The 17,564-nt window shown below is 68.3% G+C and carries 12 protein-coding genes; 4 read left to right on the top strand and 8 right to left on the bottom strand.

Annotated elements, in window-relative coordinates; translation table 11 throughout:
* Positions 1–7 precede the first annotated feature (7 nt).
* The 5 genes from H0P51_RS11770 to H0P51_RS11750 all read right to left on the bottom strand — a co-directional run bounded on the left by H0P51_RS11770 (position 8) and on the right by H0P51_RS11750 (position 5,737).
* Complete coding sequence (locus H0P51_RS11770) at positions 8–826, bottom strand: shikimate dehydrogenase (protein ID WP_180918909.1); 819 nt, start codon at positions 824–826, stop codon at positions 8–10.
* Positions 813–2,066 carry an endolytic transglycosylase MltG gene (mltG, locus tag H0P51_RS11765; protein ID WP_180918205.1) on the bottom strand — a complete coding sequence of 418 codons (1,254 nt, stop codon included), beginning with the start codon at positions 2,064–2,066 and terminating at the stop codon, positions 813–815. Before mltG ends, H0P51_RS11770 begins: the two co-directional genes overlap by 14 nt.
* Positions 2,059–2,538 carry a Holliday junction resolvase RuvX gene (gene ruvX / locus H0P51_RS11760; RefSeq protein ID WP_180918204.1) on the bottom strand — a complete coding sequence of 160 codons (480 nt, stop codon included), beginning with the start codon at positions 2,536–2,538 and terminating at the stop codon, positions 2,059–2,061. Before ruvX ends, mltG begins: the two co-directional genes overlap by 8 nt.
* On the bottom strand, positions 2,539–5,253 hold the full coding sequence (alaS, locus tag H0P51_RS11755; protein ID WP_180918203.1) for an alanine--tRNA ligase: 2,715 nt from the start codon (positions 5,251–5,253) through the stop codon (positions 2,539–2,541). It lies immediately after the preceding gene.
* 94 nt (positions 5,254–5,347) lie between these two features.
* Positions 5,348–5,737: a secondary thiamine-phosphate synthase enzyme YjbQ gene (locus H0P51_RS11750; RefSeq protein WP_180918908.1), complete on the bottom strand. Its 390-nt coding sequence runs from the start codon at positions 5,735–5,737 to the stop codon at positions 5,348–5,350.
* Positions 5,738–5,870: 133 nt separating this feature from the next.
* Between H0P51_RS11750 and H0P51_RS11745 the strand changes: the two genes are divergently transcribed.
* The gene (locus tag H0P51_RS11745) at positions 5,871–6,491 is read left to right on the top strand and encodes a hypothetical protein (protein ID WP_180918202.1); all 621 of its coding nucleotides are present in this window, start codon (positions 5,871–5,873) and stop codon (positions 6,489–6,491) included.
* Between the two features lie 76 nt (positions 6,492–6,567).
* Here H0P51_RS11745 and H0P51_RS11740 read toward each other — a convergent pair whose 3' ends face one another.
* Positions 6,568–7,935 carry a replication-associated recombination protein A gene (locus H0P51_RS11740; protein WP_180918201.1) on the bottom strand — a complete coding sequence of 456 codons (1,368 nt, stop codon included), beginning with the start codon at positions 7,933–7,935 and terminating at the stop codon, positions 6,568–6,570.
* Between the two features lie 132 nt (positions 7,936–8,067).
* On the opposite strand from H0P51_RS11740, the gene H0P51_RS11735 reads away from it, so the two are divergent.
* The 3 genes from H0P51_RS11735 to H0P51_RS11725 all read left to right on the top strand — a co-directional run bounded on the left by H0P51_RS11735 (position 8,068) and on the right by H0P51_RS11725 (position 15,326).
* Positions 8,068–9,102, top strand: a complete 1,035-nt coding sequence (locus tag H0P51_RS11735) for a DUF2189 domain-containing protein (RefSeq protein ID WP_180918200.1) — start codon at positions 8,068–8,070, stop codon at positions 9,100–9,102.
* A 131-nt stretch (positions 9,103–9,233) separates the two neighbouring features.
* A complete protein-coding gene (locus tag H0P51_RS11730; RefSeq protein WP_180918199.1) occupies positions 9,234–12,581 on the top strand; it encodes a transglutaminase family protein in 3,348 nt (1,115 codons plus the stop codon).
* A gap of 54 nt (positions 12,582–12,635) precedes the next feature.
* Complete coding sequence (locus H0P51_RS11725) at positions 12,636–15,326, top strand: circularly permuted type 2 ATP-grasp protein (protein WP_180918907.1); 2,691 nt, start codon at positions 12,636–12,638, stop codon at positions 15,324–15,326.
* A gap of 76 nt (positions 15,327–15,402) precedes the next feature.
* Here the strand turns inward: H0P51_RS11725 and H0P51_RS11720 are convergent, their stop codons facing one another.
* The gene (locus H0P51_RS11720; RefSeq protein WP_180918198.1) at positions 15,403–16,443 is read right to left on the bottom strand and encodes a zinc-binding metallopeptidase family protein; all 1,041 of its coding nucleotides are present in this window, start codon (positions 16,441–16,443) and stop codon (positions 15,403–15,405) included.
* Complete coding sequence (locus H0P51_RS11715) at positions 16,436–17,368, bottom strand: transglutaminase family protein (protein WP_425489045.1); 933 nt, start codon at positions 17,366–17,368, stop codon at positions 16,436–16,438. The genes H0P51_RS11720 and H0P51_RS11715 overlap by 8 nt, the downstream gene beginning before the upstream one ends.
* Between the last annotated feature and the right edge of the window lie 196 nt (positions 17,369–17,564).

Here is a 17,564-nt window from a genome sequence, read left to right as displayed (position 1 = left end):
GGGCACGTTAGAGCAATTCCCGCAGCGCGCAAGTCATCGCCTCGCGCGGAGCCGGCAGTCCGGTGAACTGCTCCACCTGCGAGAACGCTTGATGCAGCAGCATCTGTAGGCCGCTCACCACCCGGCCCCCGGCCGCCTGCACCGCGGCGGCCAACGGCGTCGGCCAGGGCTCGTAGACGGCGTCCAGCAGCACCGGGACGGCGGCGAAGGTGTCGGCGTAGCGCGCCGCAACATCGGGCGGGATGGTGCTGACCAGCGCCGCCGCCGAGGCCACCCGATCGGCCAAAGCCGCGTCGTCGAGGCCGCAGAACCGAGTCGCGACGCCCGCCCGCAGGCCGAGTTCCACCAGCCGCCCGGCCTTCTCCGGGTTGCGCGCCACCACCGTGATGCAATCGGCGCCCAGCGCGGCCAGCGCGACGACGGCCGCCGGCGCGGTGCCGCCCGATCCGACCACCAGCGCGTCTCCCGATACCGATCCCAGCGCACCCGCGACGCCGTCGACGTCGGTGTTGTCGGCTCGCCAGCCGCGCGCCGTGCGTACGAGGGTGTTGGCGGACCCAACCTGCTCGGCCCGCGCGGTGCGCTCGTCGGCGAAGCGCAGCGCGGCGAACTTGCCCGGCATGGTCACCGAAACCCCGACCCATTCCGGCCCGAACCCGCCGACCACGCCCGGCAGCGCGTCGGCGTCGCACTCGATGCGGTCGTAGGTCCAGCCGCGCAGGCCCAGTGCCCGGTACGCGGCCAAATGCAGTTGTGGCGACCGGGAATGCGCGATGGGTGAGCCCAGCACGCCCGCCTTGCGGGGGCGCCCGTCAGCGTGCGGAATCGAGGACACCGTTGCGCTTGGCCAGTTCGATGTTCGCCAGGTGCTGCTGATAGTCCCGGGTAAATAGGGTGGTCCCCTGGCTGTCGATGGTGACGAAATATAGCCAGTCGCCCGGCGCCGGATGCTCGGCGGCGCGCAGCGCGTCCACTCCGGGTGAGCAGATCGCCGTGCGCGGCAGGCCTTCGACCATGTAGGTGTTCCACGGCGTGTGCTGTGCGCGGTCGGCGTCGGTGGTAGCCACCTCGCGGCGATCCAGCGGGTAATTCACCGTCGAGTCGAACTCAAGCCGGCGGTGCTCGTGCAGCCGGTTGTAGATGACTTGCGCCACCTTCGCGAAGTCCTGCGCGTTGGCTTCCTGCTGGACCAGCGAGGCCACCACGAGGATCTCGTACGGCGACAGTCCCAGCGATTTGGCGGTGTCGAGTAGACCGGAGGTCAGGGATTGCACCGCGCCGGCACTGACCAGGTTTGCCAGCGTCGTCTCCGCGGAGGCCGCTGGGTCGATGTTGAAGGTGCCCGGTGCGATCAACCCCTCGATACGGCGATGGTCGTCGCCGAGTTCCCGCACCCGCGCCAGGGCCCAGTCCGGCACCAGCAGCGCGGCCGGTGTGCTCTTGCTGGCCGCGGTGCGCAGGTCGGCCACCGAGACGCAGCGCTGGTTGCCGTCGAGGTCCACGCAGGTGGCCCGCGAGATCAAGGTGAGGATGCCGGGGGTGGTCTTGTTGGTCTTCATGTCGGTGGTGTCGTCTAGCTGACGACCCTCCGGGATGACCAACTTGCCCACCCGGCTACCCGGGTCCGCCAGCCGGGCGACCGCATTGGCCGCCGGGATCTCCGTTCGCATCCGGTAGTAGCCCGGCTGGATCGATGAGATTGCGGCATTGCCGTGGGCCGCGTCGACGAACGCCCGCACGGTGCGCACCACGCCGCGTTGCAGCAGCGTCTCCCCCACCGCAGTGGTCGAGTCGCCTGCCTGGATCTGGATCACGATGTCGCGCTTGCCGTCGCCGGTGAAGTCGTTGTCCGTGCCCGACACCAGATGCCACAGCTTGCCGCCCAGCAGCACCGCGGCCGCCACGACCGCGACCAGCAGACCGGCCGCAAGACCGCCGGCGATGCGTCGGCGACGACGGATGCGCTGGGCGCGCTTGCGCTGCGCCCGGGTCCGGCGCGGCCCACCGGTGCCCACGGCGACGGGTTCGGCTCGGCGCTCGGCCCGGCCTTCGTCCAGGTCAGACATCGGACGCCTGCTCGGCGGGGCGGGCTGCGCGAGCACGCAGCTGGTCGAGCCAGCCCTGCAGGATCCCGACCGCAGCCGCTTGGTCGATCACCGAGCGCTGCTGCCTGGCCCGCATCCCCGCATCGCGCAGCGACCGCTGCGCGGCGACCGTGGTCAACCGCTCGTCCGCCAGCCGCACCGGGACGGGCGCGATGCGCTGCGCCAGCAGGTCCGCCAGCTCGATCGCGTCCTGCGCCGACGAACCTATGCGGTCGCCCAGCGTTCGCGGCAACCCCACCACCACCTCGACGGCCTCGTATTCGGATACCAGGGCGCCCAGCCGACGCAGATGTCTGCCGGATCGGTCGCGGCGGACGGTCTCCACCGGAGTAGCCAGGATGCCGTCGGGATCGCTGACTGCGACCCCGATGCGCACCGTGCCGACGTCCACGCCGATGCGGCGTCCTCGTCTGGGGTCAGCTTCGTCAGCCACTCAACCGACCCGCGCTATCGCTGCGATCTCCGCGCGCAGCGCGGCAAGGGCGGCCTCGATACCGGTCGGGTTCTTACCCGAACCCTGCGCCAGGTCGGCTTTGCCGCCGCCGCGTCCCTCGACCGCCTGCGCAAGCTGCTTGACCAGTTCATTAGCGCTCAAACCCAGGTCCTGCGCGGCGGGATTGGTCGCCACCGCGTACGGCACGGTAGAGCCCTCCCCTGCCGAGCTTGTCGAGATCAGGGCCACCACGGCCGGGTCGGCGCCCAGCTTGCCGCGGATGTCGCCGACCAGGGTGCGCAGGTCTGCTGCCGTCATCCCAGCCGACATGCGCTGCGCCACCAGGCGGACGTTACCGATCCGTTCGGCCCCGGCGGCAGCGTTTGTCGCCGCCGCCCGCGCGTTGGCCAATCTGGACTTCTCGAGTTCCTTCTCGGCAACCTTGAGTCGCTCCACCAGACCCGCTACCCGGGCCGGCACCTCCTCGGAGGGCACCTTCAGCGATGACGCCAGTCCGGCCATCAGCGCGCGCTCCTTGGCTAGGTGCCGGAACGACTCCAGCCCCACGTAGGCCTCGACCCGGCGCACTCCCGAACCGATCGACGACTCGCCCAGGATGGTCACCGGGCCGATCTGCGCGGTGTTGTGCACATGGGTGCCGCCGCACAGCTCCAGGGAGAACGGTCCGCCCATCTCGACCACCCGCACCCGCTCCGGATAGGCCTCGCCAAACAACGCCATCGCGCCCATCGCCTTGGCCTTCTCGAGATTCTCGACGAACGTGTGTACCTCGAAGTCGGCCTGCACGGCCTCGTTGGTGACGTGCTCGATCTCGGTGCGCTGCTCTTCTGAGAGCGGACCCTGCCAGTTGAAATCGAACCGCAGGTAGCCCGGACGGTTCAGCGACCCGGCCTGAACAGCGTTGGGGCCCAACACTTGGCGCAGCGCGGCATGGACCATGTGCGTGCCGGAGTGACCTTGGGTGGCCCCCTTGCGCCAGCCCGGGTCCACCGCGGCAACAACGGTGTCGCCCTCGACGAACTCGCCCGATTCGACCGTGACGCGGTGCACGTGAACGGTTTTGGCAATCTTCTGCACGTCGCCGACGGCGGCCTTGGCGCTGCCGCCGGATCCGGTGCCGGTGATGGTGCCGGCGTCGGCGATCTGGCCGCCCGACTCGGCGTACAACGGTGTGCGGTCCAGGATCAGCTCGACGCGGTCGGCGTCCGCGCTGTCCGAATGTGACACCACCGGAACCCGGCGGCCGTCGATGAAAATTCCGAGTATCTTTGCCTCAGAAGATAATTCGTGGAAACCGGTGAACTCGGTGGGGCCGGCGTCGACCAGTTCACGGTAGGCGGTCAGGTCGGCGTGGGCGTGTTTACGCGCGGCCGCGTCGGCCTTGGCGCGCTGCCGTTGCTCGGCCATCAGCTCCCGGAAACCGGCCTCGTCGACGGTCAGGCCCGACTCGGCGGCCATCTCGAGGGTGAGTTCGATCGGGAAGCCGTAGGTGTCGTGCAGGGTAAAGGCGTCCGAGCCGGAAACCACGGTCGCGCCAGCCGATTTCGTGGTGCCGGCCACATCATCGAAAAGCTTGGACCCCGCGGCCAGGGTGCGGTTGAACGCGGTCTCCTCGGCCACTGCGATGCGGTTGATCCGGTCGAAGTCGGTTACCAGCTCGGGGTAGGAGGGGCCCATCGCGTCGCGCACGGTGGCCATCAGCTCCCCCACAATCGGGGTTTCGATACCAAGCAGCTTGGCCGAGCGGATGACTCGCCGCAGCAGTCGGCGCAGTACGTAGCCGCGGCCGTCATTGCCGGGGCTGACACCGTCGCCAATCAGAATGGCGGTGGTGCGGCTGTGGTCGGCGATGATGCGATAGCGGACATCGTCGGGGTGATTACCGACGTCGTATCCGCGGGGTGCGCGGCTGGCCACCAGATCGATCACCGGACGCAGCAGGTCGGTCTCGTAGACGTTGTGCACGTTCTGCAGCACCAGCGCGATGCGCTCCACGCCCATACCGGTGTCGATGTTCTTGCGCGGCAACGGCCCGAGGATCTCGTAGTCCTCCTTTGAGGCGCCCTCGCCGCGCTCGTTCTGCATGAACACCAGGTTCCAGACCTCGAGGTAGCGGTCCTCGTTGGCAATCGGGCCGCCGTCGACGCCGAACTCGGGGCCGCGGTCGTAGTAAATCTCCGAGGACGGCCCGCACGGGCCCGGAATGCCCATCGACCAGTAGTTGTCGGCCATGCCGCGGCGCTGGATCCGCTCGGGCGGCAGGCCGGCGATCTCCCGCCACAACCCTACCGCCTCTTCGTCATCGAGATAGACTGTTGCCCAGAGTTTTTCGGGATCCAACCCGTATCCCCCGTCGGCAACCGGGTTGGTCAGCAACGCCCAGGCCAGTTCGATGGCGCCACGCTTGAAGTAGTCGCCGAAGCTGAAGTTGCCGGCCATCTGGAAGAACGTGTTGTGCCGGGTAGTGATGCCGACCTCGTCGATGTCCGGCGTGCGGATGCACTTCTGGATGCTGGTCGCCGTGGCGTACGGCGGAGTACGCTGCCCCAGGAAGAACGGCACGAACGGCACCATGCCGGCGTTAACGAACAACAGGTTGGGGTCATCGAGTATCACCGAGGCGCTAGGCACTTCGGTGTGACCGGCCTTCACGAAATGATCAAGGAAACGCTTCCTGATCTCGTGTGTCTGCACTGTTCTTCTTCCTTGCTTCGGTACGGGGTCAACCTTCAGCCTATTCGCCGCGGCCGGCTACCGAATACGGAATTCGGCCCGCTTAGCCTTCCATTCAGCCTTCGACGAAGCTCAACCGGACCGACCGCCGGGGGTTGTCACGGTTCAGGTCGACCAGCACGACGCTTTGCCAGGTGCCCAGCAGCGGCTCGCCGCCATGGACCGGCACCGTCACCGACGGCGAGACAATGGCCGGCAACACATGGTCGGCGCCGTGCCCGTGCGATCCGTGCGCATGCCGGTAGCGATCGTCGCGCGGCAGCAGCCGCTCCAGCGTGTCGACCAGGTCGTCGTCGGAGCCGGCGCCGGTCTCGATGACGGCCACCCCGGCGGTGGCGTGCGGGACGAAGACGTTGCACAGGCCGTCTTCGTGACTACCGCAGAACCTGCGCACCGCCTCAGTCAGATCGACGATGCGGCGACGCGCGGTGTCCACTTCAAGCACGTCGGTATGCATCCGGTCCAGCGTACGGCGCGGCGTCGGCGCGCTGCCAATCGACAGTGTGACGGTTGCCACACCCGCGGGGTCGGAGGAAGGTGGGTGATGCACCACCAAAGACGGGAGAAAGGGACCGATCGTGTACGCACGCTCTACCACCATCCAGGCGCAACCTTCGCTGCTCAACATGGGTGTGGCCCATATGCGCGACGTGGTGTTGCCAACCCTGCAGGACATCGACGGGTGCCTGGGCATGTCGCTGCTGGTGGACCGCGAATCCGCGCGGTGCGTGGCGACCAGCGCCTGGGAGACCGCGGAGGCGATGCGCGGCAGTGCGGAGCGGGTGTGGCCGATCCGGAGCAGGGCCGTCAAGATCTTCGGCGGTAGCGCAGTGGTGGACCAGTGGGACATCTCGATGCTGCACCGCGACCACCGCTCGGGCCTGGGCGCCTGCGTGCGGGCCACCTGGCTCAAGGCCCGGCCGGAGAGATTCGACCAGGCCCTGGACTACTACAAGCTGGCAGTGCTGCCGGCCGTCGAGCAGTTCGACGGATTCTGCAGCGCCAGCCTGATGATCGACCGCACCTCGGCGCGGGCGGTGGTGTCGGTGACCTACGACAGCCGCGAGGCAATGGATCGCAGCAGCGAGGCGGCGCGTTCGCTGCGCACGGCGATCCTGCGGGACCTTGGAATCGACCAGGACGACGTCGGCGAATTCGAGCTGGCAATCGCCCGGCTGCGGGTGCCCGAACTGGTCTGAACCTTCGGGTCCACGAAGCGGACCCCACCGCGATTTCAGCGCAGCAAATCGCGGGTGGGCCCGCACGGGCGACCCGTCAGCGCCGTTTCCCGCGGATGATGGCTCGCAACCGCTCCAAGCGCCCGGCCATCTCCCGTTCCCCGCCCCGGCCCGTCGGGCGGTAGTAGTTCACCCCAACCAGCTCATCCGGCGGATACTGTTGTGCTACAACACCATCCGGGTCATCGTGGGAGTACTTGTAGCCCTGTGCATTGCCCAGTGCCGCCGCACCGGAGTAGTGCCCATCACGCAGCTGGGGCGGCACCATGCCGGCCTTGCCCGCTTTGACATCGCCCATCGCCGCGCCCAGCGCCGTGGTCACCGCGTTGGACTTCGGCGCGGTCGCCAGGTGCACGGTGGCGTGCGCCAGCGTCAGCTGCGCCTCGGGCATGCCGATCAGTGCGACGGTCTGCGCGGCGGCCACCGCCACCAACAGGGCGGTCGGGTCTGCCATACCGATGTCCTCGCTGGCCAGGATCATCAGCCGGCGCGCAATGAACCTGGGGTCCTCGCCGGCGACCAGCATTCTGGCTAGGTAGTGCAGCGCCGCATCCACATCCGAGCCTCGCACCGACTTGATGAACGCGCTGACGACGTCGTAGTGCTGGTCGCCGTCGCGGTCGTAGCGCACCGCGGCCCGGTCCAGGGACTGCTCGACCGTCTCGACGGTCACCGCGGCCTCCCCCGCCGTCTCCGCGGCCACCTCCAACGCGGTCAAGGCGCGGCGGGCGTCGCCGGCCGCCAACTGCACCAGCAGGTCGACGGCGGCGGCATCGACGGCTACCTTGCCGCCTAGGCCGCGGGGGTCGTCGATCGCGCGCTGCACCACGGCGCGGATGTCGTCGGCGGTCAGCGGCCGCAGCTGCAGGATCAGCGACCGCGACAGCAATGGCGCCACGACTGAGAAGGACGGATTCTCGGTGGTCGCCGCCACCAGCAGCACCACCCGGTTCTCCACGGCGGCCAGCAGCGCATCCTGCTGAGTCTTGGAGAAGCGATGCACCTCGTCGATGAACAGCACCGTCTGCTCGCCGGAAAGCAGGCCCCGGCGCGCCTGCTCTATCACCGCCCGCACCTCTTTGACCCCGGACGACAGTGCCGAGAGCGCCTCGAATCGACGGCCGGTGGCCTGGGAGATCAACGAAGCCAAGGTGGTCTTACCACTTCCCGGCGGCCCGTAGAGGATGGCCGACGCGACACCGGAGCCCTCGGCCAGACGCCGCAGCGGGGATCCGGGCGCCAGCAGATGGTCCTGCCCGACGACTTCGTCCAGCGTCGCCGGACGCATCCGCACCGCCAGCGGCGCCGAAACTGACGCAGCCGCCGCCGCTTCCGCGCCGCTCAAGCCAGGGGTGACCGGCTCCCGGGGAAGGTCGAACAGACCGTCGGACACGAGTTCAGGCATACCACGCTGTGCAGATAGCCGACCAATGCGCGCGATCCCGGCTCTGATTTGCTAAGTTCCCGTTTGCTACGCCTGATTGAAAAGTTGAGGCCCCGATCGACCAGAGCGAACTACGAGGCAACTAGGACCGCCATGAGCCAGCCGCCAGAATATCCAGGCAACCCGTCCGATCCGCAGGGCTACCCGCCCCCGCCGCCACCCGGAGGGGGTTACGGCGGGCCACCGCCCGGAGGTGGTTACGGCGCGCCGCCGCCTAGCTACACGCCCCCACCGCCACCACAGGGCCCGCCGGGCGGCTATCAGTCGCCCGGCTACGGCAGCCAGCCCCCGCCCCCGCCCCCCGGCTACGGCGCTCCCGGCGGGCCGCCGGCGGGCTACCCGCCGGCAGGCGGACCCGGCGTGCCGTTCAGCATCGGTGACGCGGTGGGCTGGGCGTGGAACAAGTTCACCAAGAACGCCGCGGCGCTGATCGTCCCGGCCCTGGTCTACAGCCTGATCAACGGCGTGCTCATCGGAGTGGTCTACGCGACTACCTTCGCAGCCGCCATGAGTGGCGGGGGCACCCATTACGACGCCGAGACCGGCACCTACTCCTCAGCCCCGGACTCCGCGGCCAGTGGCGGCGCAATGGCCCTCTCCCTGGTCATTTACCTGCTGGTCGCCGCGGTTGGGATTTACCAGCAGGCCTCGTTCGCGTCTGGAACCCTCGACATCGCCGACGGCCGCCCGGTGTCCATCGGGACGTTCTTCAAGCCCCGCAATCTGGGCGGGGCGGTACTCACGATGCTGTTGGTGGGTATCGGCGTGACGATCGGGACCATCCTGTGCATCATCCCCGGGCTGATCTTCGCTGTGCTGGCGATGTTCTCGATCCAGTTCGCGATCGACCGGTCCCTGTCACCGGTCGAGGCGATCAAGGCCAGTATCGCTACCGTACGGGCCAACGTCGGCCCCGCGCTGTTGTGCGTGCTCGTCCTGGTCGCTGCCGCCATCCTTGGCCAGATCACCTGCGGGATCGGCCTGTTGGTGGCCGTCCCGGTCAGCGCGCTCGTACTGACCTACACCTACCGCAAGCTCTCCGGCGGACAGGTGGTTCCGGCGGATGCACCGGGCGGTCTGCCACCCGGCCCGCCGCCGGGCCAGTACCCGGGTCCGCAGTATTCGTAAGTACTCCTAAACCCCAGCGAAACAGGCCGTTCACACGCAGCGGCCTGATGAACGAAAGACTGCCGCCCGCAGCACAAGCCGGAAACGGCGCGCGCTGCGGGCGGCAGTCACTTGTGATGGGATCAGCGGTTATGAGCATCAAAGTTGCACTGGAGCACCGCACCAGTTACACCTTTGACAAGCTGGTCCAGGTCTACCCGCACATCGTGCGGCTACGGCCGGCGCCGCACTCACGCACCCCGATCGAGGCTTACTCGTTGCGCGTCGAACCGGCCGAGCACTTCATTAACTGGCAGCAGGATGCGCTGGGCAACTTCCTGGCACGGTTGGTCTTTCCGAAACCCACCCCCGAGCTCACCATCACCGTCGGCCTGATCGCCGACCTCAAGGTGATCAACCCGTTCGATTTCTTCATCGAAGACTGGGCTGAGACGTGGCCAGCCGCGGGATTGCGCTACCCCAAAGCTTTGGCCGCCGACCTGGAGCCGTTCATGCGGCCCGTCGATGAGTACCACGACGGATCCGGGCCGGGCGAACTCGTGCAGGCCTGGGTGCGCAACTTCGCCGTCCCCGCCGGCACCCGCACGATCGACTTCCTGGTCGCGCTCAACCACGCAATCAACGCCGACGTCACCTACAGCCTGCGGATGGAGCCCGGCGTGCAGACACCGGATTTCACGCTGCGCAGCGGCGTGGGCTCGTGCCGCGACTCTGCCTGGCTGATGGTGTCGATCCTGCGGCAACTCGGCCTGGCCGCCCGCTTCGTGTCGGGCTACCTGGTACAACTGGCATCCGACGTGGAGGCACTGGACGGCCCGTCGGGGCCGGCCGCCGACTTCACCGACCTGCACGCCTGGACCGAGGTGTACATCCCCGGTGCGGGCTGGATCGGGCTGGACCCGACGTCCGGGCTGTTCGCCGGCGAGGGCCACATCCCGCTGGCGGCCACCCCGCACCCGTCGTCGGCGGCGCCGATCACCGGCACCACCGATCCCTGCACCTCGGTGCTGGAATTCTCCAACACCGTCACCCGCGTCCACGAAGATCCGCGGGTCACGTTGCCCTACTCCGACGCCGCCTGGCGGACCATCTGCGAGGTCGGCCACCGCGTCGACGAGCGGCTGGCCGCCGGCGACGTCCGGCTCACCATCGGCGGCGAACCCACCTTCGTGTCGGTGGACAACCAGGTCGACCCGGAATGGCGCACCGCTGCCGATGGCCCCCACAAACGCCGGCTGGCCTCACAACTTGCCGCCCGGCTCAAAGCCCAGTGGGCGCCACAGGGGCTGGTGCAGCGCAGCCAGGGCAAGTGGTACCCGGGAGAACCGTTGCCGCGCTGGCAGATTGGGCTGTACTGGCGCGCCGACGGCCGCCCGCTGTGGACCAACGAGGCGCTGCTGGCTGACCCCGGGACCCGGGAACCGCCGCAACACGCCGACCCGGTGATCGACAGCGCGGTCGCCCGCGATGTGCTCGCAACGGTTGCCGAGGGTCTGGGGCTGCCGCTCTCCCAGGTACGCCCGGCCTACGAGGACCCGCTGGCACGGCTGGCGGCCGCGGTGCGGATGCCAGCCGGCGACCCGGTGGATCCCGCCGACGACCTGCGTCCCGGCTCCGGGTACGACGGCGCCGCCCTGCTCGCCAGACTGGACGACACCGTCACGGTTCCGGTGGCATTCGTGCTCCCGATCCACCGCCGCGAGGACGGCTCCGGCTGGGCCAGCGCGGACTGGCAGCTGCGCCGCGGGCGGCTGGTGCTGACCGAGGGCGACTCACCCGCCGGCCTGCGGCTGCCGCTGGATTCCATCAGCTGGCGCCCGCCGCCGACGCCGTTCGACGCCGACCCGGCAGCCTTAGGGCCGTTGCCGCTACCCGAACCGGCCGCGACCGGCGAACCGGCGGTGCTGGTGGACGCGCAGGGCGCGCCACCGACCGCGCTTGTCGCCGAGGTCCGCGATGGCTTGCTCTACATCTTCCTGCCGCCCACCACGGCGCTGGAAGACTTCATCGATCTGATCAGCCGTGTCGAGCTTGCGGTCGCCAAGGCCGGCACCGCGGTGGTGATCGAGGGGTACGGGCCCCCGACCGACCCCCGGCTGATATCGACGACAATCACCCCCGACCCCGGCGTCATCGAGGTCAACGTTGCCCCGACCGCCAGTTTCGACGACCAGCGCCGGCAGCTCGAGACGCTGTACGAACAAGCCCGGCTGTCCCGGCTGTCCACCGAGTCGTTCGAAGTGGACGGCACGCACGGCGGTACCGGCGGTGGCAACCACATCACCCTCGGCGGCGTCACCCCGGCCGACTCGCCGCTGCTGCGCCGCCCGGACTTGCTGGTCTCGCTGTTGACCTACTGGCAGCGGCACCCATCGCTGTCCTACCTGTTTGCCGGCCGGTTCGTCGGCACCACCTCGCAGGCGCCGCGGGTCGACGAGGGCCGCGCCGAGGCGCTCTACGAGCTGGAAATCGCCTTCGCCGAGATCGCCCGGCTGGGCGGCGGTGGGCTGAAAAGCAACGCCAAGCCATGGGTGACCGACCGCGCGCTGCGCCACCTGCTGACCGACATCACCGGCAACACCCACCGCGCCGAATTCTGCATCGACAAGCTGTACAGCCCAGAGGGGCCCCGCGGCCGGCTGGGCCTACTGGAGCTGCGCGGCTTCGAGATGCCGCCGCATCTGCGGATGGCGATGGTGCAGTCGCTGCTGGTGCGCTCGCTCGTGGCCTGGTTCTGGGACGAGCCACTGCGCGCCCCGCTGATCCGGCACGGCGAGAACCTACATGGACGATACCTGTTGCCGCACTTCCTGATTCACGACATCGCTGACGTCGCAGCCGACCTGCGCGCGCACGGCATCGGTTTCGAGACCAGCTGGCTGGACCCGTTTACCGAGTTCCGCTTCCCCCGCATTGGCACCGCGGTGTTCGACGGTGTGGAGATCGAACTGCGCGGGGCGATCGAGCCGTGGAACACCCTGGGCGAGGAGTCCTCCGCCACCGGCACCGCCCGCTATGTCGACTCCTCGGTCGAGCGGGTCCAGGTCCGCGTCATCGGCGCCGACCGGCACCGTTACGCGGTGACCTGCAACGGCTACCCCGTCCCGTTGCTGGCCACCGACAACCCCGACATCCACGTCGGCGGGGTGCGGTTCAAGGCGTGGCAGCCGCCCAGCGCCCTGCACCCCACCATCTCCACGGACACGCCGCTGCAATTTGAACTGATCGACCTGACCACCGGGACGTCTCGCGGCGGCTGCACCTACCACGTCGCCCACCCTGGCGGCCGCGCCTACGATGAGCCGCCGGTTAACGCCGTGGAAGCCGAATCACGCCGGTCGCGTCGATTCGAGGCGACGGGGTTCACACCCGGCAAGCTCGACCTGGCGGGCATCCGGGAGAAGCAGGCGCGTTTGTTCACCGACATCGGCGCGCCGGGCATCCTGGACCTGCGGCGCGTGCGTACCGTGCAGCAGTAGTGGCGTTCGGGACACGGCACTGGAATTGACACATCTATGGCAGTCGGCATGAGCATGAGCGGGCCTTCGGCGTTCGCCGGGCCCCGAGCGGGCTCTGCGGGGGCGGAGGACCGGCACTACGACGTCGACCGGCTGCTGGCCGGGTACCGCACCGCACGCGCCCAGGAAGCGCTGTTCGACCTGCGGGACGGGCCCGGCGTCGGCTACGACGAGTTCGTCGACGCCGACGGCAACGTCCGGCCGGGCTGGCACGAACTCGCCGACTCGATCGCCGAGCGCGGCCGGGCCGGGCTGGACCGGTTGCGGTCGGTCGTGCACAGCCTGATTGACCACGACGGCATCACCTATACCGGCGTCGCAGAAACGCCGTACGCGCGCGAGGCCTACCTCGGGCACGGACCGGAGCCGGGGCTGTGGCACCTGGACACACTGCCCCTGGTGGTCTCGGCGGCCGATTGGGAGATACTCGAAGCCGGGCTGGTACAGCGCTCCCGGCTGCTTGACGCGGCGCTCGCCGATCTTTACGGGTCGCGTCATCTGCTCACCGAGGGACTGCTGCCGCCGCAGCTGGTTTTCGCCCATCCCGGATACGTGCGGCCCGCCAACGGGATCGAGGTTCCTGGCCACCACCAACTGTTCATGCACGGATGCGACCTGAGCCGGTGCGCGGACGGCGGCTTTCAGGTCAATGCCGACTGGACGCAGGCCCCGTCCGGCGCCGGATACGCCCTGGCCGACCGGCGGGTGCTGGCGCACGCGATTCCGGACCTTTACGAACGGATCGCGCCGCGGGCGAACACCCCGTTCGCCCAGGCGCTGCGGCTGGCGCTGATCGACGCCGCGCCGGACGCGGCGCAGGACCCGGTGGTGGTGGTGCTCAGCCCCGGCATCTACTCCGAGACGGCGTTCGACCAGGCGTATCTGGCCACGCTGCTGGGTTTTCCGTTGGTGGAGAGCGCCGATCTGGTGGTACGCGACGGCAAGCTGTGGATGCGTTCGCTGGGCACGCTCAAGCGGGTCGACGTGGTGTTGCGCCGTGTCGACGCGCTCTACGCCGACCCGCTGGACCTGCGTGCCGACTCTCGGCTCGGCGTGGTCGGCCTGGTGGAGACCCTGCACCGCGGCACCGTGACCGTGGTCAACACCTTGGGCAGCGGGATACTGGAAAGCCCTGGGCTGCTTCGTTTTCTACCCGAGCTGGCCGAGCGGTTGCTCGGCGAGGAGCCGCTGCTGCCGTCGGCGCAGGTATATTGGGGCGGCATCCCGGCCGAACTCTCCCACCTGCTGGCCAACCTCTCGCGGCTGCTGATCCGGCCGGTGGACGGCGGGGAAACCCTTGTCGGTCCGACACTTTCGTCCACTCAGCTAAGTGACCTGACCGCCCGCATCGACGCAGCGCCGTGGCGGTGGACCGGCCAGGAGCCGCCGACGTTCTCTTCGGCGCCCACCGACCACGCCGGGGTGCTGTCTTCGGCGGGCGTCGGGATGCGGTTGTTCACCGTTGCCCAACGCGGCGGCTACGCCCCCATGATCGGCGGTCTTGGCTACGTGGTGGCACCGGGCACTGCCGCATATACATTGAAAACTGTTGCTGCAAAAGATATTTGGGTGCGTCCAACAGAACGTGCGATCGCCGAGGCGGTGCGTCTGCCGTCGGAGCCGCAGCCGGTGAAGTCTGGCGCGGGCACCTGGGCCGTCAGCTCGCCGCGCGTGCTTTCAGACCTGTTCTGGATGGGACGCTACGGCGAGCGCGCCGAGGACATGGCGCGGCTGCTGATCGTCGCGCGGGAGCGCTACCACGTCTACCGGCACCATCAGGACAGCGAAGAAAGTGAATGCGTGCCGCTACTGATGGCCGCGCTGGGACGCATCACCGGCACCGACACGGGAACCGGCGGTGCCGACGAGTACGACCCGGCCGAGATGATCGCCGTCGCGCCCTCGATGCTGTGGGCACTGACGGTGGAGCCGGGCCGACCCGGTTCGCTGATCCAGTCGGTGGAGGGGTTGGCGCTGGCCGCCCGCGCGGTACGCGATCAGCTGTCCAACGACACATGGATGGTGCTCGCCAATGTCGAACGCGCCGTTGCGCTTCGGTCCGACCCGCCGCAGTCGCTGGCCGAAGCCGACGCGTTGCTCGCCGCGGCTCAGTCCCAGGCGCTGGCGGGGATGCTGACGCTGGCCGGGGTGGCCGGTGAGTCGATGGTGCGCGACGTCGGCTGGACGATGATGGACATCGGCAAACGGATCGAACGGGGCTTATGGCTGACCGCGCTGCTGGCCAAAACGCTGACCACGATAAGAAGCACCGTCGCCGAGCAGTCGATCGTCGAGGCGACGCTGGTTGCCTGTGAGTCGTCGGTCATCTATCGGCGTCGCACCCTGGGCAAGATCAGCGTGGCCGCGGTGACCGAGTTGATGTTGTTCGATCCGCAGAACCCGCGCTCGTTGTTGTATCAGCTGGAGCAGTTGCGGGCGCACCTCAAAGACCTGCCCGGCTCGTCGGGGTCCTCGCGTCCCGAGCGGATTGTGGACGAGATCGGCACCCGGCTGCGCCGCTCGGATCCCGTTGAGCTGGAAGAGATCAACGATGGGCACCGGGCCAATCTGGCCGAGCTGCTGGACTGGGTGCACGCCGCGCTGCGCGACCTGGCCGACGCAATCACCGCCACGCAGCTGGCGCTGCCCGGCGGCATGCAGCCGCTGTGGGGAGGCCCCGACGAGCGCCGCACGCTACCGGCCTGACCGGCCGTCGTACCGGCAGTCAGCAGAATCATGCCTTATGGCGCGCAGGTCACCGGGGGCGCTGCCGGCCTCGCAGCTATCGTGCTACCGCCAGTTGCGATGTGACCTCGTCGATCACGTCGTGCACGAACTGCATCTTCTCCAGCACCGCCGGCGGCAACACGAACGGGTACAGATCGTCGTGTCCCATCGACCGGTTAACCATGTTCAGCGACCACGACAATGGCAGCCACATGTCGATGATCGTTTGAAAACCGCTAGGGCCCAAGGGTGGTCGGTCAAAGGTTGCCGACGCTGCCGCCAAGCCGCACCACGCCGAGGTGTCCAGTGTGTCGCGGATGTGCAGGTAGTGCGCGAAGGTTTCAGCCCAATCCTCGGCGGCATGCATGGTCGCGTATGACGAGACATAGGTCTCCTGCCAGCCCGCGGGTGCACCCTCGCCGTAATGGCGGTCCAGCGCAGCCTGGTAGTCCGCGTCGGGGTCGCCGAACAGCTCGTTGAACCGCTGCCGGTATTCGGGCGACCTGATCAGCCGGTAGAAGTAGTAGTGCCCGACCTCGTGGCGGAAGTGCCCCAGCAATGTGCGGTAAGGCTCGTCCATCTCGACCCGCAGCTGCTCCCGGTGCACGTCGTCACCTTCAGCCAAATCCAGTGTGATGACTCCGTTTTCGTGGCCGGTGAAAACTTTCTCGTGGGCGCTGGACAGCAGCCGGAAGGCCAGGCCGTAATCTGGGTCCTCCACGCGGCCGATGATGGGAAGCTTCATCTCACGCAACTCGGCGATCAGCCGGCGCTTGGCCGCCTCGGCCCGTGCGAACTCCGCCAGCCCAACGGTGTCCGCGTCGTTAGGGCGCTCGATGGTCAGCGAGCACGACTCGCACAGGGTGCCCGGGGGATCGACCGGAACCAGCCAGTTGCATTCGGCGAGATGGAGATTGGCGCACAGCTTATACTCCGCGGCGGGCACCGCCCCGGCGTGGTCTTCGTCGTCTTTCTTGGCGATCACCAGCAATGCCATCTGGTCCAGCGAAAAACCCAGCGAACTTCCACAGCTCAAACACTCGGAGTTCTCGAATGTCAGGCGTTGTCCACAAGTGGGGCAATGGAAGTCACGCATCCAACACATCACCTTCGAACGGGACGACGTCGACGCCGACGTCGATCACACTACGTTCGCTGTTGGTGTAGATGATGCCGCGCAGCGGGGGCACGTCCGCGTAGTCGCGGCCGCGCCCGACGATGATGTAGCGCTGGTCGACGAGCGCGTCGTTGGTGGGATCCAGTCCCAGCCACTCGAATTGGCCTGGCTGCTGTGGTGTCCACACCGATGCCCAGGCATGTGTCGCGTCTATGCCTATCATCCGATCCTTCCCCGGTGGTGGGTCGGTGGCCAGATACCCGGACACGTAGCAGGCCGCCAGACCGTGGGCGCGCAGACAGGCGATCGCCAGTCTCGCGAAGTCTTGACATACCCCCTCGCGGGCGATCAGAACCTCGTTGACGCGGGTGGAAACGGTGGTCGATCCGGACCGGTAGGTGAAATCGCGGAAGATTCGCGATGAGAGGTCACGCAACACCTCGACCAGCGGGCGACCGGGTTCGAAGCTAGGTGCGGCGTACTCACGGACTTCGGCGGTGATCTCGGGTGGAGTGAGGTCGAGCGTGAAATCGACAGCCAGCGCTCCGGCCGTCCCGGCCGGCCGTGCGGTTTCCCATGGCTGCAGCGCCGGACCGCTGTTGTAGAGCCCGGGATGCGGTGGGGCCACATCGACGATCGAGTCGCTGGTGATCGTCAGCGCGCGGTGGGGCTCAGTCACGTGGAAGTAGGAACTGATGTTGCCGTACGTGTCGCGGCTGGTGGAGCTGTCGGACGGGGTGGGGTTGATCACCAGGTGGTGCGCGACACAGCGCTGGCGCAGCGAGTTGCGCGGGGTGAGGAAACCGCGCCCGTAAGAGCTGGTCACAATATCGGAGTACCGGTATTCGGTGCGATGGGTCACTCGGTAGCGTTTAGCGTCGGCAGGGCTGGTCAGGCCGGACAACTCGGTATACGGCAAGTGGCGTCTCCCCTGTGCGTGATCCCCCTCGGCCATAGATCACACCACATGCCCGACTATTCCGTCGGCAACGGGGAACACCGCGCGTCTGAGGACCGTCAGACAGCGAGGAAGCGGTTATACAGGCCCGCGGCCGGGACGCCAAATTCCTTTCGACCCCGAGCCGGAGCACGGGCTGACC

The sequence above is a fragment of the Mycobacterium vicinigordonae genome (genome assembly GCF_013466425.1).
GTDB lineage: Bacteria > Actinomycetota > Actinomycetes > Mycobacteriales > Mycobacteriaceae > Mycobacterium > Mycobacterium vicinigordonae.
Note: the sequence above shows the minus strand (reverse complement) of the source record. Positions and strands in the feature narration are given on the sequence as shown.